At 62.5% G+C, this 19,972-nt stretch carries 23 protein-coding genes and 1 tRNA gene; 20 read left to right on the top strand and 4 right to left on the bottom strand.

Annotated elements, in window-relative coordinates; all coding sequences use genetic code 11:
- Positions 1-105 precede the first annotated feature (105 nt).
- The 11 genes from AC1D0O_RS22760 to AC1D0O_RS22710 all read left to right on the top strand — a co-directional run bounded on the left by AC1D0O_RS22760 (position 106) and on the right by AC1D0O_RS22710 (position 8,249).
- Positions 106-606, top strand: coding sequence for an ATP synthase subunit I (locus AC1D0O_RS22760; RefSeq protein WP_477655764.1), 501 nt, complete (start codon positions 106-108; stop codon positions 604-606).
- 12 nt (positions 607-618) lie between these two features.
- Complete coding sequence (atpB, locus tag AC1D0O_RS22755) at positions 619-1,491, top strand: F0F1 ATP synthase subunit A (RefSeq protein ID WP_477655763.1); 873 nt, start codon at positions 619-621, stop codon at positions 1,489-1,491.
- Positions 1,492-1,563: 72 nt separating this feature from the next.
- Complete coding sequence (gene atpE, locus AC1D0O_RS22750) at positions 1,564-1,827, top strand: F0F1 ATP synthase subunit C (RefSeq protein WP_007868969.1); 264 nt, start codon at positions 1,564-1,566, stop codon at positions 1,825-1,827.
- Positions 1,828-1,901: 74 nt separating this feature from the next.
- Complete coding sequence (locus AC1D0O_RS22745) at positions 1,902-2,372, top strand: F0F1 ATP synthase subunit B (RefSeq protein ID WP_477655762.1); 471 nt, start codon at positions 1,902-1,904, stop codon at positions 2,370-2,372.
- A 12-nt stretch (positions 2,373-2,384) separates the two neighbouring features.
- A complete protein-coding gene (locus AC1D0O_RS22740) occupies positions 2,385-2,915 on the top strand; it encodes a F0F1 ATP synthase subunit delta (RefSeq protein ID WP_477655761.1) in 531 nt (176 codons plus the stop codon).
- 62 nt (positions 2,916-2,977) lie between these two features.
- Positions 2,978-4,531 (top strand): F0F1 ATP synthase subunit alpha, encoded by a 1,554-nt coding sequence (gene atpA / locus AC1D0O_RS22735; RefSeq protein ID WP_411884717.1) that lies wholly within the window; start codon positions 2,978-2,980, stop codon positions 4,529-4,531.
- Positions 4,532-4,594: 63 nt separating this feature from the next.
- Positions 4,595-5,461 (top strand): F0F1 ATP synthase subunit gamma, encoded by an 867-nt coding sequence (gene atpG, locus AC1D0O_RS22730; RefSeq protein WP_477655760.1) that lies wholly within the window; start codon positions 4,595-4,597, stop codon positions 5,459-5,461.
- Positions 5,462-5,466: 5 nt separating this feature from the next.
- Positions 5,467-5,982, top strand: coding sequence for a hypothetical protein (locus AC1D0O_RS22725; RefSeq protein WP_477655759.1), 516 nt, complete (start codon positions 5,467-5,469; stop codon positions 5,980-5,982).
- Positions 5,983-6,010: 28 nt separating this feature from the next.
- Positions 6,011-7,423, top strand: a complete 1,413-nt coding sequence (gene atpD / locus AC1D0O_RS22720; RefSeq protein WP_477655758.1) for a F0F1 ATP synthase subunit beta — start codon at positions 6,011-6,013, stop codon at positions 7,421-7,423.
- Between the two features lie 38 nt (positions 7,424-7,461).
- Positions 7,462-7,881 (top strand): F0F1 ATP synthase subunit epsilon, encoded by a 420-nt coding sequence (locus tag AC1D0O_RS22715; protein ID WP_477655757.1) that lies wholly within the window; start codon positions 7,462-7,464, stop codon positions 7,879-7,881.
- 224 nt (positions 7,882-8,105) lie between these two features.
- Positions 8,106-8,249 carry a hypothetical protein gene (locus AC1D0O_RS22710; RefSeq protein WP_477655756.1) on the top strand — a complete coding sequence of 48 codons (144 nt, stop codon included), beginning with the start codon at positions 8,106-8,108 and terminating at the stop codon, positions 8,247-8,249.
- Positions 8,250-8,256: 7 nt separating this feature from the next.
- Here AC1D0O_RS22710 and AC1D0O_RS22705 read toward each other — a convergent pair whose 3' ends face one another.
- From AC1D0O_RS22705 to AC1D0O_RS22695, 3 genes are read right to left on the bottom strand one after another with little or no spacing between them, the layout of a single operon-like run.
- On the bottom strand, positions 8,257-8,793 hold the full coding sequence (locus AC1D0O_RS22705; RefSeq protein ID WP_477655755.1) for a TPM domain-containing protein: 537 nt from the start codon (positions 8,791-8,793) through the stop codon (positions 8,257-8,259).
- 4 nt (positions 8,794-8,797) lie between these two features.
- Positions 8,798-9,727 carry a TPM domain-containing protein gene (locus tag AC1D0O_RS22700; protein WP_477655754.1) on the bottom strand — a complete coding sequence of 310 codons (930 nt, stop codon included), beginning with the start codon at positions 9,725-9,727 and terminating at the stop codon, positions 8,798-8,800.
- A gap of 18 nt (positions 9,728-9,745) precedes the next feature.
- Positions 9,746-10,348: a LemA family protein gene (locus AC1D0O_RS22695; protein WP_477655753.1), complete on the bottom strand. Its 603-nt coding sequence runs from the start codon at positions 10,346-10,348 to the stop codon at positions 9,746-9,748.
- A 44-nt stretch (positions 10,349-10,392) separates the two neighbouring features.
- Here AC1D0O_RS22695 and AC1D0O_RS22690 point away from each other — a divergent pair, with 44 nt between their 5' ends.
- Genes AC1D0O_RS22690 through AC1D0O_RS22675 form a run of 4 tightly spaced genes read left to right on the top strand, consistent with a single transcriptional unit; the run spans position 10,393 to position 13,345 of the window.
- Positions 10,393-11,241 carry a hypothetical protein gene (locus tag AC1D0O_RS22690; RefSeq protein WP_477655752.1) on the top strand — a complete coding sequence of 283 codons (849 nt, stop codon included), beginning with the start codon at positions 10,393-10,395 and terminating at the stop codon, positions 11,239-11,241.
- A gap of 40 nt (positions 11,242-11,281) precedes the next feature.
- Positions 11,282-11,728 carry a YybH family protein gene (locus AC1D0O_RS22685; RefSeq protein ID WP_477655751.1) on the top strand — a complete coding sequence of 149 codons (447 nt, stop codon included), beginning with the start codon at positions 11,282-11,284 and terminating at the stop codon, positions 11,726-11,728.
- Positions 11,729-11,752: 24 nt separating this feature from the next.
- A complete protein-coding gene (locus tag AC1D0O_RS22680) occupies positions 11,753-12,739 on the top strand; it encodes a YheT family hydrolase (RefSeq protein WP_477655750.1) in 987 nt (328 codons plus the stop codon).
- Positions 12,740-12,760: 21 nt separating this feature from the next.
- Positions 12,761-13,345, top strand: a complete 585-nt coding sequence (locus AC1D0O_RS22675; RefSeq protein WP_477655749.1) for a DUF2946 family protein — start codon at positions 12,761-12,763, stop codon at positions 13,343-13,345.
- Positions 13,346-13,409: 64 nt separating this feature from the next.
- Here AC1D0O_RS22675 and AC1D0O_RS22670 read toward each other — a convergent pair whose 3' ends face one another.
- Positions 13,410-14,276, bottom strand: a complete 867-nt coding sequence (locus AC1D0O_RS22670) for a c-type cytochrome (protein ID WP_477655748.1) — start codon at positions 14,274-14,276, stop codon at positions 13,410-13,412.
- 232 nt (positions 14,277-14,508) lie between these two features.
- On the opposite strand from AC1D0O_RS22670, the gene AC1D0O_RS22665 reads away from it, so the two are divergent.
- The 5 genes from AC1D0O_RS22665 (at position 14,509) to AC1D0O_RS22645 (ending at position 19,951) form a co-directional block, all read left to right on the top strand.
- Positions 14,509-14,584 (top strand) — tRNA-Arg (locus AC1D0O_RS22665).
- Between the two features lie 467 nt (positions 14,585-15,051).
- Positions 15,052-15,780 (top strand): alpha/beta hydrolase, encoded by a 729-nt coding sequence (locus AC1D0O_RS22660; RefSeq protein ID WP_477655747.1) that lies wholly within the window; start codon positions 15,052-15,054, stop codon positions 15,778-15,780.
- Between the two features lie 603 nt (positions 15,781-16,383).
- A complete protein-coding gene (locus tag AC1D0O_RS22655; protein ID WP_477655746.1) occupies positions 16,384-17,289 on the top strand; it encodes an RNA ligase family protein in 906 nt (301 codons plus the stop codon).
- A 106-nt stretch (positions 17,290-17,395) separates the two neighbouring features.
- A complete protein-coding gene (locus AC1D0O_RS22650) occupies positions 17,396-18,532 on the top strand; it encodes an AAA family ATPase (RefSeq protein ID WP_477655745.1) in 1,137 nt (378 codons plus the stop codon).
- Positions 18,533-18,955: 423 nt separating this feature from the next.
- Positions 18,956-19,951 (top strand): alpha/beta fold hydrolase, encoded by a 996-nt coding sequence (locus AC1D0O_RS22645; RefSeq protein ID WP_477655744.1) that lies wholly within the window; start codon positions 18,956-18,958, stop codon positions 19,949-19,951.
- Positions 19,952-19,972: the final 21 nt, after the last annotated feature.

The raw sequence follows: 19,972 nt of genomic DNA, 5'->3' as shown, positions 1-19,972 counted from the left end.
AACCTCGAGCCGGGGTTTTTCTGGGAGTGCAGGGGTTTCTACGTATAATCAAGGGCTTTGCTAATAACGGCCCCTGTAACCTTCCCGTAATTTGTAGGTTTGAAAATGACAAATTCGGCGAAGTCGGCAACGAACCCGGTCTCCCGGGCAGTTACAAATGAGTTTGAGGCGGATGTGGAGGCTTTCAAGCCCCTGACCCGTGAAGAAGCCCAAAAGCTTCGTGAAACGGTTCCGCTTCTTTCCCCCTGGTCGGTGTTGGCGGGGCAGTTGGCGGTTGGTGTTCTGGTGGCATGTGCCGCCTGGGCCCTGACAGGCCAGCGGTCCGCCGGCTGGTCGGCTCTCTACGGGGCGCTGGCGGTGGTGATTCCGGCGGCGCTTTTTGCGCGCGGTTTGACCGGCAAAGTGTGGTCTATGAATCCAGGCACTGCGGTGGCTGGATTCTTTTTGTGGGAAATGGTCAAGATCGCCTTGACGGTGGCAATGCTGTTTGCCGCGCCAAGGCTGGTTTCGATGCTGAGTTGGCCGGCCATGCTGGTCGGCTTGGTGGTGACAATGAAAACGTCCTGGATCGCGTTGTTGTTCGCGGTCAGGAAAAATAAACTTTGAGGCGAGCAATAAATGGCTGCTGAGAATGCTGCTGGACATGGCGGTCCAACCGCTGGTGAATACATCGTTCACCACCTGACGCACTGGCGCAACAAGGAACTTGTTGGCCCGTTCGATCTGAGCGTCATCAATATCGACTCCACCATCTTCACCATTTTGCTGGGTGTGATCGGCTGCTTCTTGCTCTGGAAAGCCGCCCGCAAGGCCACCTCCGGCGTTCCCGGCCGTTTCCAGGCCGCGGTTGAAATCCTCGTTGAAATGGTCGACGCGCAAGCCAAGGGCATCGTGCACAACGCCGAAAGCCGCAAGCTGGTCGCGCCGCTGGCCCTGACCGTGTTCGTCTGGATTTTCCTGCTGAACGCCATGGACTTGCTGCCGGTCGACCTGCTGCCGGTGCTGTGGGCCTGGGTCTACGGTGCTGCCGGCCATGACGCGCACCACGCTTACATGCGCTCGGTGCCCACCGCCGACCTTTCCATCACCATGGGCCTGTCCATGGGCGTGCTGATCACCTGCCTGGTCTACAACGTCAAGATCAAGGGCGTGGGCGGCTGGATTCACGAACTGTTCACCGCACCCTTCGGCAACCACTGGGCGCTGTACCCCTTCAACTTCCTGATGCAGGTCATCGAGTTCGTCGCCAAGACGGTCTCCCATGGCATGCGACTGTTCGGCAACATGTATGCCGGCGAACTGATTTTCCTGCTGATCGCCTTGATGGGCGGTGCCTGGTCGCTCTCGGCGACCGGCATCGGCCTGGCCATCGGCCACATCATCGCGGGCTCGGCCTGGGCGATTTTCCACATCCTGATCATCACGCTGCAAGCCTTCGTGTTCATGATGTTGACGTTGGTGTACATCGGCCAGGCGCACGATCACCACTAGTCAAGCAGCAACTCAGTTATCCCCCGTTTTCGTTTTTGTTTTTCTCTCGTAACCAAGTCCTAAGGAGTCATCATGGAAGTTATTAGTTTTGTCGCTCTGGCCGCCGGCCTCATCATTGGCCTGGGCGCAGTCGGCGCTTGTATCGGCATCGGCATCATGGGCAGCAAATACCTCGAAGCAGCTGCACGCCAGCCTGAGCTGATGGGCGAACTGCAGACCAAGATGTTCCTGCTGGCCGGTCTGATCGACGCCGCTTTCATTATCGGCACGGGTATCGCGCTGTGGTTCGCCACCGCCAACCCCTTCCTGGCGCAAATCGCCAACCTGCCCAAGTAAGCATTGATCAAAGTCCCAAGAATGTCATTCCTTCGGGCCGGCTTTTGGCTGGGCCCCAAGGGAAAGGATGAGCAGTGAGCATTACCGGTACCCTAATTGTCCAGCTGATCGTGTTCCTGATTTTGGTCGGGTTCACGATGAAGTTTGTGTGGCCACCCATCGCGGCGGCCCTGGACGCGCGCGCGCAAAAAATCGCTGACGGCCTTGCTGCTGCCGACAAAGCCAAATCCGAACTCTCCGTCGCCAACAAGCGCGTGGAAGAAGAGCTGGCCAAGTCGCGCAACGAAGCGGCCGTGCGCCTGGCTGAAGCCGAGCGCCGGGGCCAGGCCCTGATCGAAGAGGCCAAGGCCAAGGCCACCGAAGAAGGCAGCAAGATCATTGCCGCCGCCAAGGTCGAAGCCGAGCAGCAAGCCGTCAAGGCACGCGAAGCCCTGCGCGAGCAGGTGGCAGCGCTGGCCGTCAAGGGCGCCGAGCAGATTCTGCGCAAGGAAGTCAATGCCGGTGTGCATGCTGACTTGCTGGGCCGCCTGAAGACCGAACTCTAAGCGAGCATCAACATGGCAGAACTAGCCACCATTGCCCGTCCCTACGCTGAAGCGCTGTTCAAGGCCTCCGGCTCCGACCTGGGCGGCACCGCCGTCTGGCTCGACGAGCTGGCCGCCATCGCTGCCAATGCGCAGTTGCAGCAGTTCGCCGGCAACCCCGGCGTCACTTCGGCGCAGGCGTTCGACGTGATTTCGGGCGTTGCCAAAACCAAGCTGCCGGACGCCGCGAAAAACTTCCTGCGCACAGTGATCGAGAACGGCCGCCTCGGCGCCCTGCCGGAAATCGCCGCGCAGTTCCGTGTCCTGAAAAATGCGCAGAGCGGTTCGTCCGATGCGACCGTCTACAGCGCTTTCGCGCTCGACGGCGCAGCGCTGGCCGGCCTGTCGGCAACGCTGGAAAAACGTTTTGGCAAGAAGCTCAACCTCCAGGTTGAGCTGGAGCCGGCCCTGATCGGGGGCGTGCGAGTCGTGGTGGGTGACGAGGTGCTGGACACCTCGGTCAAAGCCCGTTTAGAGCAAATGAAAGTGGCGCTGATCTCCTGAGCCGGTGCCCAGGCGCCATCCGCAGGTTTTAAGCCAACAAACATAGAAAGAAGGAAAGAGTCATGCAACTCAATCCCGCAGAAATTTCTGAACTGATCAAGAGCCGTATTGAAGGCCTGACCGGCAGCAGCGACATCCGCAACCAGGGCACCGTGGTGTCCGTCACCGACGGTATCGTCCGCATCCACGGCCTGTCCGACGTGATGCAGGGCGAAATGCTGGAATTCCCCGCAACCGCCGACGGCACCCCCACCTACGGCCTGGCATTGAACCTCGAGCGCGACTCGGTCGGTTCCGTGATTTTGGGTGAATACGAACACATCGCCGAAGGCGACACCGTCAAGTGCACGGGCCGCATTCTGGAAGTGCCTGTCGGCCCCGAGCTGCTCGGCCGCGTGGTGAACGCCCTGGGCCAGCCTATCGACGGCAAGGGCCCGATCAACGCCAAGCTCACCGACGTGATCGAAAAGGTCGCGCCCGGCGTGATCGCCCGTAAATCCGTCGACCAGCCCCTGCAGACCGGCCTGAAGTCCATCGACTCCATGGTGCCCGTCGGCCGCGGCCAGCGCGAACTGATCATCGGCGACCGCCAGACCGGCAAGACCGCCGTGGCCATCGACGCCATCATCAACCAGAAGGGCAAGGGCGTTTCCTGCGTCTACGTCGCGATCGGCCAGAAGGCTTCCTCGATCAAGAACGTGGTGCGCTCGCTGGAACAAGCCGGTGCCATGGAATACACCATCGTCGTGGCGGCTTCCGCTTCCGAGTCGGCCGCCATGCAGTACGTCAGCGCCTACTCCGGTTGCACCATGGGCGAATACTTCCGCGACCGCGGTGAAGACGCGCTGATCGTGTATGACGATTTGTCCAAGCAGGCCGTGGCCTACCGCCAGGTTTCGCTGCTGCTGCGCCGTCCGCCAGGCCGCGAAGCCTATCCCGGCGACGTGTTCTATCTCCACAGCCGCCTGCTCGAGCGCGCAGCCCGCGTGAACGAGAAGTATGTTGAAGACTTCACCAAGGGTGCCGTCAAAGGCAAGACCGGTTCGCTGACCGCGCTGCCGATCATTGAAACGCAGGCCGGCGACGTGTCCGCTTTCGTTCCGACCAACGTGATCTCGATCACTGACGGTCAGATCTTCCTGGAAACCAGCCTGTTCAACGCCGGTATCCGCCCCGCCATCAACGCCGGTATCTCGGTGTCGCGCGTCGGTGGTGCAGCCCAGACCAAGCTGATCAAGAACCTGTCCGGCGGTATCCGTACCGACCTGGCCCAGTACCGTGAACTGGCTGCCTTCGCGCAGTTCGCTTCCGACCTGGACGAAGCCACCCGCAAGCAGCTGGACCGCGGCGCCCGCGTGACTGAACTGCTCAAGCAGGCCCAGTACTCGCCTCTGTCCATCTCCAACATGGCGGCCACGCTGTTCGCCGTGAACAAGGGCTTCATGGATGACGTGGAAGTCAAGAAGGTCCTGGCTTTCGAGCACGGCCTGCATGCCTACCTCAAGGACAAGAACGCGGCCCTGATGGCCAAGCTCGAAGCCAACAAGGCCATGGACAAGGACGCTGAGGCTGAACTGAACACGGCCGTGGCCGAGTTCAAGAAGTCGTTTGCCTGATCTCGCCTGACTCATCGTCAAGCAAGTAATTAAGCAACCCTCAGGAACCCCTTAGGAATCCATATGGCAGCAGGCAAGGAAATACGCGGCAAGATCAAATCGGTGGAAAACACCAAGAAGATCACCAAGGCCATGGAAATGGTGGCCGCCTCCAAGATGCGCAAGGCGCAGGAGCGGATGCGCGCGGCCCGTCCTTACAGCGACAAGATCCGCAACATCACGGCCAACCTGAGTCAGGCCAACCCCGAGTACACCCACGCGTTCATGGAGTCCAACGACGCCAAGGCCACCGGGTTCATCGTGGTGACGACCGACAAGGGCCTGTGCGGCGGCATGAACACCAACGTGCTGCGCGCCGTGACGGCCAAGCTCAAGGAAGTGCAGGCCGCCGGCCATGATGCCAAGGCAGTCGCCATCGGCAACAAGGGCCTCGGCTTTCTCAACCGCGTCGGCGCCAAGGTGGTGTCGCACGCGACCCAGCTCGGCGACAAGCCGCATCTGGAAAAACTGATTGGCCCCGTCAAGGTGCTGCTCGACGCGTACAGCGAAGGCAAGATCAACGCGGTGTACCTGTGCTACACCAAGTTCATCAACACCATGCGCCAGGAACCGGTGGTCGAGCAGCTGCTGCCGCTGACGGCGGCGCATCTGCAGGCCGACAAGGACCAGCACGGCTGGGACTACATCTACGAGCCTGACGCGCAGACCGTGATCGACGACCTGCTGGTCCGCTACGTGGAAGCGCTGGTCTACCAGGCGGTCGCCGAGAACATGGCGTCCGAGCAGTCCGCCCGCATGGTGGCCATGAAGGCCGCCACCGACAACGCCGGCAGCGTGATCGGCGAACTCAAGCTGGTTTACAACAAAACGCGTCAAGCGGCGATCACGAAAGAACTTTCGGAAATCGTTGCCGGTGCTGCTGCGGTTTGATTCACATGAAAATCATTCTCACAGCTATCCTGGCTTCCGTTCTGGCGCTTGCCGGTTGCGGTGTCACGTCGAAGACGCAGACACTCAGCAGCAACGCTTCGGCGGCGGCCAATGTCTCTGGCCTGAGCATGAAGATCTCGGACGCCGCACGCATCCGCATGCGGGACAATCCGGGCTTCAAGGAAGACCAGTTGCAATCGGCAATCACGGGTGATCTGACCAAGCGCAAGCTGTTGCTGCCCGGCTCGACGCAGACCCTCGATGTGAATGTGACTGACCTGCGCGTGCGCAATGGCGCGGCCGTCTACTTCGCCGGCGTGTTCGCCGGCAATGACTTTGTGGTGGCTGATGTCATCGTCAAGGACGCGGCCGGCAAAATCCTCAAGAGCAGCCAGATCAACGTGACGTTCCGCCTTGCGAGCTGGGGAAGCATGGGAACCGCCGCGCGCAATGCGCAAATGTATGAGACGTTTGCGCGCCATGTGGCCGCAGTAGTCGATCCTTCCATCTCGGTGGAATGAGTCAAAAATCTGATAACGGAGTTTCAATATGAATAACGCTTCACAAGCTCAAGGCAAAATCGTTCAATGTATCGGTGCGGTGGTTGACGTGGAATTCGCGCGCGACCAGATGCCCAAGATCTATGACGCGCTGAAAATGGAAGGCTCCGCGCTGACGCTGGAAGTCCAGCAGCAGCTGGGCGACGGCATCGTGCGCACCATCGCGCTGGGCACCTCCGACGGCCTGCGCCGCGGCAACATGGTGTACAACACCGGTGCCAACATCACGGTTCCCGTGGGCAAGGCCACGCTGGGCCGCATCATGGACGTGCTGGGCGCGCCCATCGACGAGCGCGGCCCGGTCGACCAGACCCTGACGGCTCCCATCCACCGCAAGGCGCCTGCTTATGACGAACTCTCGCCATCGCAGGAACTGCTGGAAACCGGCATCAAGGTGATCGACCTGGTTTGCCCGTTCGCCAAGGGCGGCAAGGTGGGCCTGTTCGGCGGCGCCGGCGTCGGCAAGACCGTGAACATGATGGAACTGATCAACAACATCGCCAAGGCGCACTCGGGCCTGTCCGTGTTCGCCGGTGTGGGTGAACGTACCCGCGAAGGCAATGACTTCTACCACGAGATGGCCGACTCCGGCGTCGTGAACCTCGAGAACCTCGGCGAATCCAAAGTGGCCATGGTCTACGGCCAGATGAACGAGCCCCCAGGAAACCGCCTGCGCGTCGCGCTGACCGGCCTGACGATCGCCGAATCCTTCCGTGACGAAGGCCGCGACGTGCTGTTCTTCGTGGACAACATCTACCGCTACACCCTGGCCGGCACCGAAGTGTCCGCGCTGCTGGGCCGTATGCCTTCCGCTGTGGGTTACCAGCCTACGCTGGCCGAAGAAATGGGCCGCCTGCAAGAGCGTATTACCTCCACCAAGGTCGGCTCCATCACTTCGATCCAGGCCGTTTACGTTCCTGCCGATGACTTGACCGACCCGTCGCCCGCCACCACCTTCGCCCACCTGGACTCCACCGTGGTGCTGAGCCGTGACATCGCCTCGCTGGGTATCTACCCTGCGGTCGACCCGCTGGACTCCACCAGCCGCCAGCTGGACCCGAACGTCGTCGGTGAAGACCACTACGCGACGGCCCGCGCCGTGCAAGGCACGCTGCAGCGCTACAAGGAACTGCGCGACATCATCGCGATTTTGGGCATGGACGAACTGGCCCCTGAAGACAAGCTGGCCGTGGCCCGCGCCCGCAAGATCCAGCGTTTCCTGTCGCAGCCTTTCCACGTCGCTGAAGTGTTCACGGGTTCGCCCGGCAAGTACGTCAGCTTGGCTGAAACGATTCGCGGCTTCAAGATGATTGTGTCCGGCGAGTGCGATCACCTGCCGGAACAAGCCTTCTACATGGTCGGCACGATTGATGAGGCATTCGAAAAGGCGAAGAAGGTCTAAGGCTCCCGCCCTAAAACTTTTTTCACTAAGGATCGCTTATGTCAACCACCATTCACGTCGACGTCGTATCCGCGGAAGAGTCCATCTTCTCGGGCGAAGCCAAGTTCGTGGCATTGCCTGGCGAAGCCGGCGAGCTGGGCATTTACCCGCGCCACACGCCGCTGATCACCCGCATCAAGCCGGGCGCCGTGCGCATTGAAAAAGCCGACGGCACGGAAGAGTTTGTCTTCGTGGCCGGCGGCCTGCTCGAAGTGCAGCCCAACTGCGTGACGGTGTTGAGCGACACCGCCATCCGCGGCAAGGACCTGGACGAGACCAAGGCCAGCGAAGCCCGCGCGGCCGCCGAGGAAGCGCTGAAGAACGCCAAGAGCGACATCGACATCGCCATGGCCCAGTCTGAACTCGCCGTCATGGCCGCGCAGATCGCCGCCTTGCGCAAGTATCGCCAGAAGAAGTAATACACACGCCTCCGGTTCCGCCGGATCGCATCAAGCCCCTGCCGAAAGCCAGGGGCTTTTTTTCTGGGTGACACGCCGGGTGACACGCGGCCGGTAGGCCTTTAGCGCTCATGTTGTTGCGCAAATGCCGCAAATAACAACTCGACACGCTAAATGACAGCCAGCCGGCATACCCCCGCCTTATCGTTGGCACAGGATTTCAACCGAAGCAACGAGGTGAGGCTATGAACAGCACGCTGGACAGTCTGACATGGGGGGATGAGCTTTCACCGCACCGCAGGGGAAAGCGTTCGCGCATGACCTGGGTGCGGCGTGTGCTGGTCGTGCTGACGGCCCTATTTGTACTGGGCGTCCTGCTGTCGCCCTGAGCCGTTCTTATTGCAGCAGCGGCGTATCGGGCAACTCATTGGTGTTCGCCTCCGGGCTGCCGGCATCCACCGCGAAGTGTTCGACCAGCACCGCCGAAGTCTCCGCCAGCGCCTGCGTCAGTCCGTCTTCATAACGCTGCTCGCGGAAGGCGGCCGCCATGCGGGTCACCATGGCCTGCCACTGGTCCGGGCTCACCTGCCGCGCCACGCCGCGGTCGGCCACGATCTCGATCGCACGCTCGGCCAGCAGCACGTAAATCAGCACGCCGTTGTTGTATTCGGTATCCCAGACCCGCAGCTTGCCGAACATCGTCACCGCGCGCTGGCGCGTGAGTGTGGGGATGGAAAGCTGTTTGCCCAGCCGCCGCAGATAGCTCAGGGGCAGCGAAGCTTCCACGCAGATACGGATCTCGCCGCTGTGACGCTGCTCGCTGGCCGCCACGCGCCGCGTGAGCCGTTCCAGCATGTCGGGCGGAATGGCGCGCCTGGCGTCCGACGCATCGAGCCAGAGATGCTTGAGGATAGTCTTGAGTTTGTTGAGCATGTGCCTACCAGTCTCCCGAGGCGCCGCCGCCGCCAAAATCACCACCACCGCCGCTGCTGAAGCCGCCGCCATCACTGCTGCTGCCGCCGCCGCTCCAGCCGCCACCGCCGCTGCCCAGGCCACCGCTGATCCAGCCGCCTGAGGAGCGCCCGCCGCTGCCCAGCGCGCCCAGGCTGGCGACCAGCGCGAACACCGTGCCCACCAGGACGGCAAGGCCGGCCACGATCAGGCTGCTGGTGAAAATCCAGGCCAGCACACCGACCACGCCGCCGGTGGCCAGCGAGCCGAACTTGCGCCCCAGGACCATAGCCGCAATCCGCCCGGCAATCGGCACGGCAAAAAACAGGAAGACGGCCAGGTCGGTCCATTCGAAGCCGTCGTTGGTGCTGCCGCTGCGGTGTTCGGGCGCGGGCAGGTTCTCGCCGCTGATCAGCGCGATGAGCTGGTCGGCCGCGGCATTCAGCCCGCCGGCGAAGTCGTCCTGCTTGAAGCGCGGCGTGATGGCGCTTTCTATCACCCGGCGCGCCGCCAGGTCGGGGATCGCGCCTTCCAGCGCCTTGGTGGTTTCGATCCACACCTTGCGGTCGTTCTTGGCCACTACCAGCAGGAGGCCGTCGCCGACGCCCTTGCGGCCTATCTTCCAGCTGCCGCCCACGCGCTGCGCGTAGGCGGCGATGTCTTCCGGCTGGGTCGTGGGCACGATGAGGAACACGACCTGGGCGCCCCGGCTTTGTTCAAACGCCGTGAGCTTGGCCTCGAGCGCCTCGCGCTGCGCGGCATCCAGCGTGCCGGTGCTGTCCATGACATGGGCCGTCAGCGCCGGCACCGCCTGCACGCCGCCTTGCGCCCAGGCCGCCAGCGGCAGCCAGGCGGCCAGCAGCAGGCCCAGCACCAGCAGGGCGCCGCGGTGAAGGAGTAGCGCGGGTCGCTGCACGGCCGGGTCCGCTGCGCTTTATTTCTTGTTGAAGTCCACCACCGGCGGCGTGGAGATCTGCGCCTCGTTCTGCACCGAGAAGTTGGGCTTGACCTGGTAGCTGAAGACCATGGCAGTCAGGTTGCTCGGAAAGCTGCGCGCGAGCACGTTGTATTCCTGCACGGTCTGGATGTAGCGGTTGCGCGCCACGGTGATGCGATTCTCGGTGCCTTCGAGCTGCACGCGCAGGTCGCGGAATCCCTGGTTGGCCTTGAGGTCGGGGTAGCGCTCGCTGACCACCATGAGGCGGCTCAGCGCGCCGCCGAGTTCACCCTGCGCCGCCTGGAATTTGCGGAAGGCGGCCGGGTCGTTCAGGGTTTCGGGCGTCACCTGGATGGAGGTTGCCTTGGCGCGCGCTTCCACCACTTTCGTCAACGTGTCCTGCTCAAACTGGGCTTCACCCTTGACCGTGGCGACGATGTTGGGCACCAGGTCGGCGCGGCGCTGGTACTGGTTCAGCACTTCGGACCAGGCCGACTTGCTCTGCTCATCCAGGCGCTGGAAGTCGTTGTAGCCGCAGCCCGTGAGCAGCAGGCCCAGCAGGGCCGCGAAAGTGAATGTCAAAAAGCGGGATATCGTCATGTCGGTGCCTCCGAAAATGCAAGCCGCAACACTAACATAGTCGAATGTCCTTTCCTCCCCCGCCTTCCGCCACTGGCGGCCCACTGCAGGCCCTGCAATCCGCGATGCGCCCCGCGGTTGTCGCCCCCGGCAAGCCGCGCCTGCTGGTGGCCGGTGCCACCGGTGTGCTGGGCAACGAGGTGCTGCGCCGCCTGGCCGGCAGCGGCCGCTATGCGCACACCGAAGTGCTGGCCACCGAAGCCATGGCAACCGGGCTGTCCGGCGTCGGCATTGCGCTCACGGGTGCGCCCTTGCCGATAGAACAATGGGCCGCCAGGCCGCTGCCGGCGCATACCGGGCTGGTCATGTTCGAGCCGCCACGCATGTACTACGGACGTGAGCGCACGCTCTGGACGCCGGCGCCTTCAGAGTTGCCCGCGCTGGCGCAGTGGTTCAAGCGCTGCGGCGTGCAGACCCTGGTCGTGGTGGTGCCGCATGCCACCGGGCGCCTGCCCGATGCGCTCAAGCGCGGCCTGGCCAACCTCGACGAGCAGGCCGTCGCCGCCCTGGGTTTTGAACGCCTGCTGCTGGTGCGCTCGGCGCGCAAGGCGCAGGACGCGGCGGGGAAGAACTTTCTGGAGAAGGTCGCGGCCTGGATGCTGTCCACCCTCAAGTTCATGATTCCCCAGACCGAGCAGCCGGTGCGACCCGCCAAGCTTGCCGAGTTTGTCGATGCCGCGCTTCAGGTCTTGCCGCCCGGCACCCATGTGGCCGCGCCGGAATTGCTGTGGCAGGCCAACCAGAGCGGAGGCGGACGCTTCGGCGGCGGCAACATGCAGGACGTGGTCCGGGCCTGGCTTGCTGCGGCGCGCAATCCCGCGCAAAATTCAACACCAAATGCCGGGCAGGAATGACGCCGGCGCCTCCCTTGCCAGAACCCTTTTGATCGCCTCCATGCCCAAACCCAGAGTCCCGCCCGCCAGCACCGGCAACGCCGATGACATCGAAGCGGCTTTTTACGAGGCGCTGCAAAGCGGCGACATTGAAAAGCTCATGGCCTGCTGGGGCGACGATGACGACATCGTCTGCGTGCACCCGGGGGGAGCCCGGCTGGTGGGGCCGGCGGCCATACGCGCGACCTTCGACGCGATGTTCTCCAACGGCACCATACGCGCGCAGGCCATCAAGGTGCGCAAGGTCGAAACCATGAGCGCCAGCGTGCACAGCGTGCTTGAGCGCATCGAGGTGCTGACCGGGGAAGGCCCGCGCCACGCCTACGTCATCGCCACCAACGTGTATCACAAGACGGCGCAAGGCTGGCGCCTGGTGGCCCACCATGCCAGTCCCGGCACGCCGCGCGAAATGCAGGAAGTGTCGGAAACACCCACCGTTCTTCACTGACCCGGCCTGCGCGTGGAACCCGCCATGAACTATGCCGCGCCCTGGTGGCTCCCGGGTGGCAACCTGCAAACCATCTGGGCCGCCTTGCGCTCGCGCCGCTTCCTGGGGCCGCAGCCGGTGTTTCGCCGTGAGCGGTGGACGACGCCGGATGAAGATTTCGTTGACGTCGACTGGCTGGTCACCGGTGATTCGGCTGATGAAGCAAGCTCCGCGCAAAAGCCCTTGCTGGTTGTTTTCCATGGCCTTGAAGGCTCCTCCGCCAGCCATTACGCCGAAGCGCTCGCCGATGCCGCGCGCGAACGCGGCTGGGCCTGCGCGATCCCGCACTTTCGCGGCTGCTCGGGTGAGCTCAACCTCGCGCCGCGCGCCTACCACTCGGGCGATTTCGCCGAGATCGACTGGATACTGCGGCGCTTCGTGGGCCGGCACACCGGGCCGGTGATGGCCGTCGGCATTTCCCTGGGCGGCAACGCGCTGATGCGCTGGGCCGGTGAGATGGGCGCAGAGGCCCGGCAGGTCGTGGCCGGCATCGCCTCCGTGTGCTCGCCCCTGGACCTTGCCGCCAGCGGCTGGGCCATAGGCCGGGGTTTCAACCGCCAGGTCTACACCCGCATGTTCCTCAAGACCATGGTGCCCAAGGCCTTGCTGAAGCTCGAGCAGCACCCCGGGCTGTTCGACCGAGACCGGCTGCTGGCCGCGCGCGACCTGTACGCTTTCGACAACGTCTTCACCGCGCCCGTCCACGGCTTCAAGGACGCCGACGACTACTGGTCGCGCGCATCGGCCAAGCCGCACCTGCACCGGATCGCCGTGCCCGCGCTGGCCCTGAACGCGCTCAACGATCCCTTTGTGCCGGCGTCCAGCCTGCCGCAGGCCGCGGAAGCCGGCCCGCATGTCACGCTGTGGCAGCCGGCCCAGGGCGGCCATGTGGGCTTTCCCTCCGCGCCGTTTCCGGGCCACGTGCGCGCCATGCCCGATGCGGTCACCGCCTTTCTGGCGGCGCAGTTATAAGGTCCGGCGCAGAATAAGCCCATGGATGACATTGTTCGGCAGGCGATTGCCAAGTGGCCCAACGTTCCCGACTGCTACGGCTGGCTCGGGCTGGACGCGCGCGGCAACTGGTATATGCGCGACGACAGGGCCCAGGCCGCCGGGCCTTTCAGCGGTGTGCCCGGCGCCGACCCCGCGCGCAACCAGGCCGCCAAGGGCTCGCTGCTCAAGCACGATAAGCTGATCGACTTCATCCAGCGCAACTACGAGAGCGATGCCGCCGGGCGCTGGTTCTTCCAGAACGGCCCGCAGCGCGTGTATGTGGAACTCGAAGCCACGCCGCTGGTCTGGCGCGTCGGCCCGGCGCCCACGTTCGCGGTCGCCGCGCACACCGGCGCGTCCGCGCGCACCCAGCGCTGCATCGTCGATGAGGTGGGCCGCGTCTACCTCGAAACCGACTTGGGCTTCGGCTTGGTCCACACCCAGGACATGACGCATGCCGCCGACGCGGTGGAGCAGGGCCTGTGGGTGCCTGAGGAATATCCTGCCCGGGATTTGCCGGCGCGCTTTGCCTATGCGCGCAGCCCGCAGGCCCTGAACGAAAAGCAGCAGCCCGCCGCCGTTTGACATGTGCGGGCGGCAACAAAAAAGCCGGTCAACGACCGGCTTTTTTGTGGAGGAGGCGAGCTGCTTATTTGGCGGCGTTGACCATGTACTGCACCACGGCCTTGATCTCGCTGTCGGGAGCTGCGGAGCCGCCCTTGGGAGGCATCGCGCCCTTGCCCTTGATGGCGCTGGCGGTCAGTGCATCGACGCCGGCGGCCACACGCGGGGCCCAGGCGGCCTTGTCGCCCAATTTGGGGGCGTTGGCCACACCGGCCACGTGGCAGGCAGCGCACACCTGGCCGTACAGCGCGGGGACGGCGCCAGCGGCGGTGGCCGGCGCTGCAGCAGGTGCGGCGCCCTTGTTGGCGGCGGCCAAGGCAGCTACGACGTCTGCTGGCGGAGCGGCGGCCGTCGCTGCGGCGGCCGGAGCCGATGCCGCGGCGGCAGGTGCTGCGGGCTCGGCGAACTTGCCGCCGGCGGCTGCCGTCATATAGACCACGGCACGGCCGACTTCGACATCTTCAAAGTCGCCGCCGCCTTGCGCGCCCATGGCGCCCTTGCCCTTGAGGGCCGAATGCCAGAGGGCATCGAAGCCGGTCTTGATGCGTGGGGCCCAGGCGCCCGCGTCGCCGAACTTCGGTGCGCCGGCGGCGCCGGTGCCGTGGCAGGTCACGCACTGGGCTTTGTAGACTTCTTCGCCGGATTTGAGCGGGCGGTTCGCATCGCGGATTTCAACCGAACCGATTTTCTGGATGCGCTGGGCGACGGACTTGGCATCTTCGTCGGCGCCGGCGGCAGGCTTGTTGGCCGAGGCGACGTAATAAACCAGGCCGATGATGGCGAAAACGGGGACGACAAAAGAGAAAAAAACCGCTGCCAGCAATTGCTGGGGCGTCTTGATCGGGCCAGTGTGGGCTTCTTCGTGGGCCGTGGTGTGGTCGTTTGCGCTCATGGCGTCCTCAAAAAACTAAAAATCGGGGGCTATCGCGTATTGGTGGGGCGCGCCTGTGCAGCGCTTGCTCAGCAACCTCACATTATAACTGGGGCCTTGCGGGGCCAAAGGGGCGCCGCGGCCGGCTGGTAGAATCGGGCACGTTGCGCGGCGTGAGCCGCTTGCGCAATGCAAATCGCCCTGATTCCGCGCCTCCCGGCCGCGAATTCCGGCGCAAACCGTTTCCAGCGTTGCGGCTGTAGCTCAGTGGATAGAGTATTGGCCTCCGAAGCCAAGGGTCGTGGGTTCGATCCCCGCCAGCCGCACCAGCCATTTACATTGGGGCCATCACGTTAGAGCGCGGTGGCCTTTTCTTCTTCCTGCGTGACTGTCTGCGTGACTTTCACCTTTTTCAGCCATTGACCGCCCGCAGTAGCGTGGTGCGATCGACGGTGTGCTGGACGCGGTTGGCGGCGTCCACCAGCCTCGCGACCAAACCCAGTGAAAAGTACCTGCGATCAGATGAGACTGAGCCTACCTACGAAAGACGGGTCTGCTCAAGCACCTTGGGGTTGCATCGAATTTGGGATTGACGGCTGGATTGGCGCAGTTCAAAACGGTAGTGAAGCCCGCCACCATCGACCATCACGGGCAGGCAGCCGGCACCGTCTAGACGGAGGTCAGCGCGCGCAAGGCCTGAGCCGCGCTACGGGTGGTCTGCCCCTGTGGTTGGACACGATGATTCCGTCGGCGCCCTCCAGCAGGGGCCGATCTCGCCAATATATAAGATTCGTTGATGACAAATCTTCAGGCATTCGCAACCAGATATCAGCAGCATCTTCTCAAAGGAGACGTCTGTGCCGGGCAATCTTCTACCAATGACATTCTGTGCATCCACGGAGCGGGCAAGGCCGATCGGTCTCGATACTCTGCCCTGCGCTCGTCTCTGCACCAAAAGGGGCTTGGTTCTGTCGCCTTTGACTGCATAGGACATGGCGAGACTGGAGGCTTGCTCGAGCAATCTTCCCTAATTAGCCGAACCCATCAAGCAGAAGCTGTACTTCAGGCGCGTGATATGAATAAGCCGTTGACTCTAATTGGCGCAAGCATGGGCGGGTATTGCGCTATAGATCTTACGCAGACGCACAGGGTAAATTCGCTTATCCTCATTGTGCCGGCGGTTTACGCACCGGAGGCATACCGAGTGCCATTTGGCCCCGCATTTTCGTCGATCATCCGTCAGCACCGCAGTTGGGAAACCACGGACGCCTGGAAGCAAATTGCAAAGTTTTCGGGGAGCCTTCTCGTCATTGCGGCTGAACTTGACGATGTCATCCCTTTCGAAATTCCGCAGCGCCTGATCAGTTCCGCATCCGCTTCTTGCTGGAAGAAATTGCATGTAGTGAAGGGGGCGGGACACAGCTTGTTATTGTCACTTTTAAAGAATCAGCCGGCAACAGACGATGTCATGGAGGATGTTATGACCTGTATTGAATCTGGGGCATCGCCCAGCCTTACGCCATGATGTGCGGCGCGATAAATGAGATGAGAGGCCATGGCCTTTAAATCGCGTGACTCTTGCGTGACTGCAGACTGCGCTCATAGGCACAACACTGCGACGTAATGGGATGTGGGCGCCCGTAAATCGTTGATTCATAAATACACACCGGTGCAGCGAGCGGCCTCCGAAGCCAAGGGTCGTGGGTTCGATCCCCGCCAGCCGCACCATACCTGTTTGGCCTTTGTGGCGAGTTAGACACACACTGCGCGATCATCGTTTGCTTCTTTCCGGCAGCAGCTATCATCACGGCCTCATTCACCTACGCCCTCCGAGGCCTGGAGCTCACCGTGTCCCGCGCAACCGTCACCGCCTAACCGACGACCGCGTCTTTACCAGACGCGAACCCTCACCGTTCCACAAGGCACGCCATGCACCTGTGGAAGTTGAAACGGTTCGCGATCCGGGCGAGACACACTGAGCATCACGGCGCTTTGGCGCCATGACCGGCCGAGACGCACCAGCGTCCTTTCCTCATTCCCATCGTCGGTTCTTATCACTGAACCGCGGCTTTACCGTTCCTGCTCGCATATGAATGCGTTGCCGGCTGCCTGCCGCATGGAGACGACCATGGAACACATTCAATCGCTTGAATTGGCGAAGTACCCACGTACAGCGCACCTTGAGGGGTCGCGCCTTCAAGAGGGCGACGACGGATCGGACCAGATCCCGCTTGCAGCCTTGGCTGGAAGGAAAATTGTCATCGAGGAAAAAATGGACGCGGCGAACTGCGGCATTTCATTCAGCGAAGGCGGCGAACTGCTCCTGCAGTCTCGCGGCCACTATCTGGTGGGAGGCTGGAGTGAGCGCCAGTTCAACTGGCTCAAACCATGGGCGCATGCCCATGCCGATGCACTGCTGTCTACGCTTGAAGACCGCTGGGTGCTGTACGGTGAAGCCATGTATGCCAAGCACTCTGTTTGGTATGACAGGCTGCCGCACATGCCACTTGAGTTCGATCTGCTGGATCGGCATTCCGGAAAATTCCTGTCGACGAAGCGCCGGCATGAAATGCTCCAGGGACAGCCCGTCGTATCGGTGCCGGTGCTTTACGCCGGCGTGATGCCTGCGGACCTCAAGCAGCTGAGAAAGCTGATCTACAGGTCGCTGGCGAAGAGCCGCGACTGGCGGACGAACTTCGAGCGGCAGGTGTTGCGCGAAGGGCTGCCTCTCGAGTTGACATGGAAGCAGACCAACCAGCAGGACGAGTCCGAAGGCCTGTACCTGAAGGTAGAGAACGATGATTTTGTTGAAGCTCGCTACAAGTTTGTGAGGCGAGGTTTCACCCAGACCATTCTCGATTCGGGCTCGCATCATCTTGCAAGGCCGATGTTTCCGAACTTGCTGGCGGAAGGCGCCGATCTCTATGCACCGGTGCCAACGGTCGGCTGGGAACAGCTCGGGCTGAAGACCATCACGTCCCTTGAAGAGCTGCGCGAGTTCGATCCCAAGGCTTTCGTGGAGACGATGCCGTGAACCGCCGGACGTGACGGATTTATTGGTCGCGAGTGACTGAATGCATTCGCGATGTGATTGGCGCGCTGGCGCTGAATCCAGGCGCTGTGCCTAAAGGAGAAAAATCATGAATTGGAAAGACTTGAAAGCGCTGATCCCCGAGCCGGGCAGCACCTACGACTGGCAACTGCTCTGCGAGCTGATCCCGGGGCTTTTTGCACTCGAGCGCACCCCGCAGGACGCACGCCACCACGCCGAAGGCAACGTTGGAATTCATACCCGGCTTGTTCTTGACGCGTTGCTGTCTGATCCTGCGTGGCAGAACGCGGCAGAGCCCCGCCGGCAGGTGATGTTTATTGCCGCGCTGCTGCATGACATCGCGAAGCCGGACACCACGGTCATCGATCCGGTGACGGGCGCCATCGGCCAGCCCGGCCATTCCAAACGAGGCGCCGTCGACGCGCGGATCCTGCTGTGGAAGGCAGGGATGCCATTCGAGCTTCGTGAGGCCGCCTGCCGCATCATCGGTGTTCACCAGTTGCCATTCTGGGCGTTTGACAGCCGGCGCGCGGAGACTCCCGAGTTCATCGTGAGGCGGCTGTCCTGGGAACTCGATGTCTCCGAACTCACCTGCATGGCTCGCGCTGATATGCGCGGCCGCATTTGCCAAGACCAGGCAAGCCATCTTGCCGACATTGAGCTTTTCGAGGAGCTGGCGCGCGAGCAGGGGTGTTGGGATCGCCCCTGGGAAGCGGCGGACGCGCACACGCGGCTGCTGTACGCCAGGGGAAAGGAGATCGACCCCAGCTTCCCCCTTCACAGAGAGGAGGGCAGTGAAGTCCTTGTGATGTGTGGCATGCCGGCGTCAGGCAAAGACACCTGGGTGCGCAACAACGCCGGCGAACTGCCAGTCGTGTCTTTCGATGACGCGAAGTCGGACCTCGGCCTGAAGCATGGGCAGAACGACGGAAAGGCCGCGCACTACGCGGTGGACAAGGCCAAGGACCTGCTGCGGAGACGGTCGCCGTTCGTCTGGAATGCCACGCACCTGTCGCTGGAGATGCGGACCAGGACCCTGGACCTGCTGTACGCCTACAACGCGCGCGTCAAACTTGTCTACCTGGAGGCCGCTGAGTCGGTGGTGTTTTCGCGTAACAGCAAGCGCGATACGACCCTCACCAATAAAGACCTGGCGCGCATGCTGCACCGGTGGGAAATCCCCATGCCCTGGGAGGCCCACGAGGTTTTCTATCTCACGAAATGAAGGGGCAGGAAAACCTGAAGGCAATAAAAAGGAACACGAAAGTGCTCATTTTTTGGGTCGACCCTTAAGCCGTCCCCTGAGCGGGGACGAATTTTTAGCGGCCCGGGCTGCGGAATTCGCTTCATTGAATACTTTAAAAGTATCAAATAACCAGAATCAAGATATTTTACATGCTGCAAATGCGTTCCTAGAATCGCGAAAAACGGCGCCGGGATTAGCAGGTTGTTACAAACCGCCTCTTCCGTAGCCGAACAGAAGGTCGCGAAGGAACGCTGGATTTGTAATCCATTTGTGTTGCATATACCCGGAAACCGGGCATTCGTACACGACGCGTCAAGCCTTTCTGATTCGAATTTCGACAAGATGGGATCAGCTATGACGTGCATCAGTAATAGATGGTTACAAGTTCTCGTGGCAATAGGCTTGGCGCTTTTTTGTGCGCGTCTTTTTGCCGCGGCGGAAAAAGCCGCAGGCGAACAGCCCCGCGAGCAGGTGATTGACCTGGAAACGGCGGGCGCCGCTTATCCCTTTGCCGTCTACTCCAACATCGACATGCACCGGCCGGACGCCGGCATCCGCCGCGCGGTCATTTTTGTGCATGGTGTGCAGCGCGATGCCGACCGCTACTTTGGCGTGGGCCAGGGCCTGCTCAAGGCCGCGCAACTCGACGCATCCAGCACCCTTTTGCTGGTGCCCCATTTCCTGACGGCGTCGGACCCGTCGCCGGACGGCAAGATTCCGCTCTGGCGCGGCGGCAACTGGATGCAGTGCCAGGACTCCCGCGGCAAGGAAGCCATCAATTCCTGCGGCGTGCTGGACGACATCGCCCGCTACCTGAGCACGGGCAAGCGTTTCCCCCTGCTCAAGGAAATCGTCTTCATAGGCCACTCGGCCGGCGGGCAGCTGATGCAGCGTTATGCCGTGCTGAACAACAGCGAAGAGGCACTGCGCAAGGCGGGCATCCGCGTGCGCTACGTGGTCTCCAGCCCGTCTTCCTACCTGTACCTGGACCCCAGCCGTCCCGACGGCGGGGACTTCAAGCCGGTGACCAGCGTCCTGTGCCCCGGCTACAACAACTTCCGCTATGGCCTGGCCAACATGGTTCCCTACGGCCAGGGCCTGGACGGCGAACAGCTGTTCAAGCGTTATGCGGCGCGCAACGTCCTCTACCTGGTGGGCGCGGAGGACAACGACCCCGCCTACGAGTCGCTCGACAAATCCTGCGGCGCCGCCATGCAGGGCACGGACCGGCTGGACCGGCACAGGAATTACATGCGCTACGAACAGTTTCTGGCCCGGAAGTGGCAGACACCCGTGACGCGCGAGGTCATGGTCGTGCCGAAAGCGGGCCACGAGGCTGCCGACATTTTTGAATCGCGCGACGTCGCCGGAAAAATTTTCCCGGCCACCGGCAATTAGGCGCAAACACAACAACAAGAC

The organism is Polaromonas sp. P1_F2 (assembly GCF_056405735.1).
Note: the sequence above shows the minus strand (reverse complement) of the source record. Positions and strands in the feature narration are given on the sequence as shown.

What these genes read in the sequence shown, in the direction of transcription:
- AC1D0O_RS22760 (WP_477655764.1), top strand. Translation starts at nt 106, where the DNA reads ATGACAAATTCGGCGAAGTCGGCAACGAACCCGGTCTCCCGGGCAGTT.
- atpB (WP_477655763.1), top strand. Translation starts at nt 619, where the DNA reads ATGGCTGCTGAGAATGCTGCTGGACATGGCGGTCCAACCGCTGGTGAA.
- atpE (WP_007868969.1), top strand. Translation starts at nt 1,564, where the DNA reads ATGGAAGTTATTAGTTTTGTCGCTCTGGCCGCCGGCCTCATCATTGGC.
- AC1D0O_RS22740 (WP_477655761.1), top strand. Translation starts at nt 2,385, where the DNA reads ATGGCAGAACTAGCCACCATTGCCCGTCCCTACGCTGAAGCGCTGTTC.
- atpA (WP_411884717.1), top strand. Translation starts at nt 2,978, where the DNA reads ATGCAACTCAATCCCGCAGAAATTTCTGAACTGATCAAGAGCCGTATT.
- atpG (WP_477655760.1), top strand. Translation starts at nt 4,595, where the DNA reads ATGGCAGCAGGCAAGGAAATACGCGGCAAGATCAAATCGGTGGAAAAC.
- AC1D0O_RS22725 (WP_477655759.1), top strand. Translation starts at nt 5,467, where the DNA reads ATGAAAATCATTCTCACAGCTATCCTGGCTTCCGTTCTGGCGCTTGCC.
- atpD (WP_477655758.1), top strand. Translation starts at nt 6,011, where the DNA reads ATGAATAACGCTTCACAAGCTCAAGGCAAAATCGTTCAATGTATCGGT.
- AC1D0O_RS22715 (WP_477655757.1), top strand. Translation starts at nt 7,462, where the DNA reads ATGTCAACCACCATTCACGTCGACGTCGTATCCGCGGAAGAGTCCATC.
- AC1D0O_RS22710 (WP_477655756.1), top strand. Translation starts at nt 8,106, where the DNA reads ATGAACAGCACGCTGGACAGTCTGACATGGGGGGATGAGCTTTCACCG.
- AC1D0O_RS22705 (WP_477655755.1), bottom strand. Translation starts at nt 8,793, where the DNA reads ATGCTCAACAAACTCAAGACTATCCTCAAGCATCTCTGGCTCGATGCG.
- AC1D0O_RS22695 (WP_477655753.1), bottom strand. Translation starts at nt 10,348, where the DNA reads ATGACGATATCCCGCTTTTTGACATTCACTTTCGCGGCCCTGCTGGGC.
- AC1D0O_RS22690 (WP_477655752.1), top strand. Translation starts at nt 10,393, where the DNA reads ATGTCCTTTCCTCCCCCGCCTTCCGCCACTGGCGGCCCACTGCAGGCC.
- AC1D0O_RS22685 (WP_477655751.1), top strand. Translation starts at nt 11,282, where the DNA reads ATGCCCAAACCCAGAGTCCCGCCCGCCAGCACCGGCAACGCCGATGAC.
- AC1D0O_RS22680 (WP_477655750.1), top strand. Translation starts at nt 11,753, where the DNA reads ATGAACTATGCCGCGCCCTGGTGGCTCCCGGGTGGCAACCTGCAAACC.
- AC1D0O_RS22675 (WP_477655749.1), top strand. Translation starts at nt 12,761, where the DNA reads ATGGATGACATTGTTCGGCAGGCGATTGCCAAGTGGCCCAACGTTCCC.
- AC1D0O_RS22670 (WP_477655748.1), bottom strand. Translation starts at nt 14,276, where the DNA reads ATGAGCGCAAACGACCACACCACGGCCCACGAAGAAGCCCACACTGGC.
- AC1D0O_RS22660 (WP_477655747.1), top strand. Translation starts at nt 15,052, where the DNA reads ATGACAAATCTTCAGGCATTCGCAACCAGATATCAGCAGCATCTTCTC.
- AC1D0O_RS22655 (WP_477655746.1), top strand. Translation starts at nt 16,384, where the DNA reads ATGGAACACATTCAATCGCTTGAATTGGCGAAGTACCCACGTACAGCG.
- AC1D0O_RS22650 (WP_477655745.1), top strand. Translation starts at nt 17,396, where the DNA reads ATGAATTGGAAAGACTTGAAAGCGCTGATCCCCGAGCCGGGCAGCACC.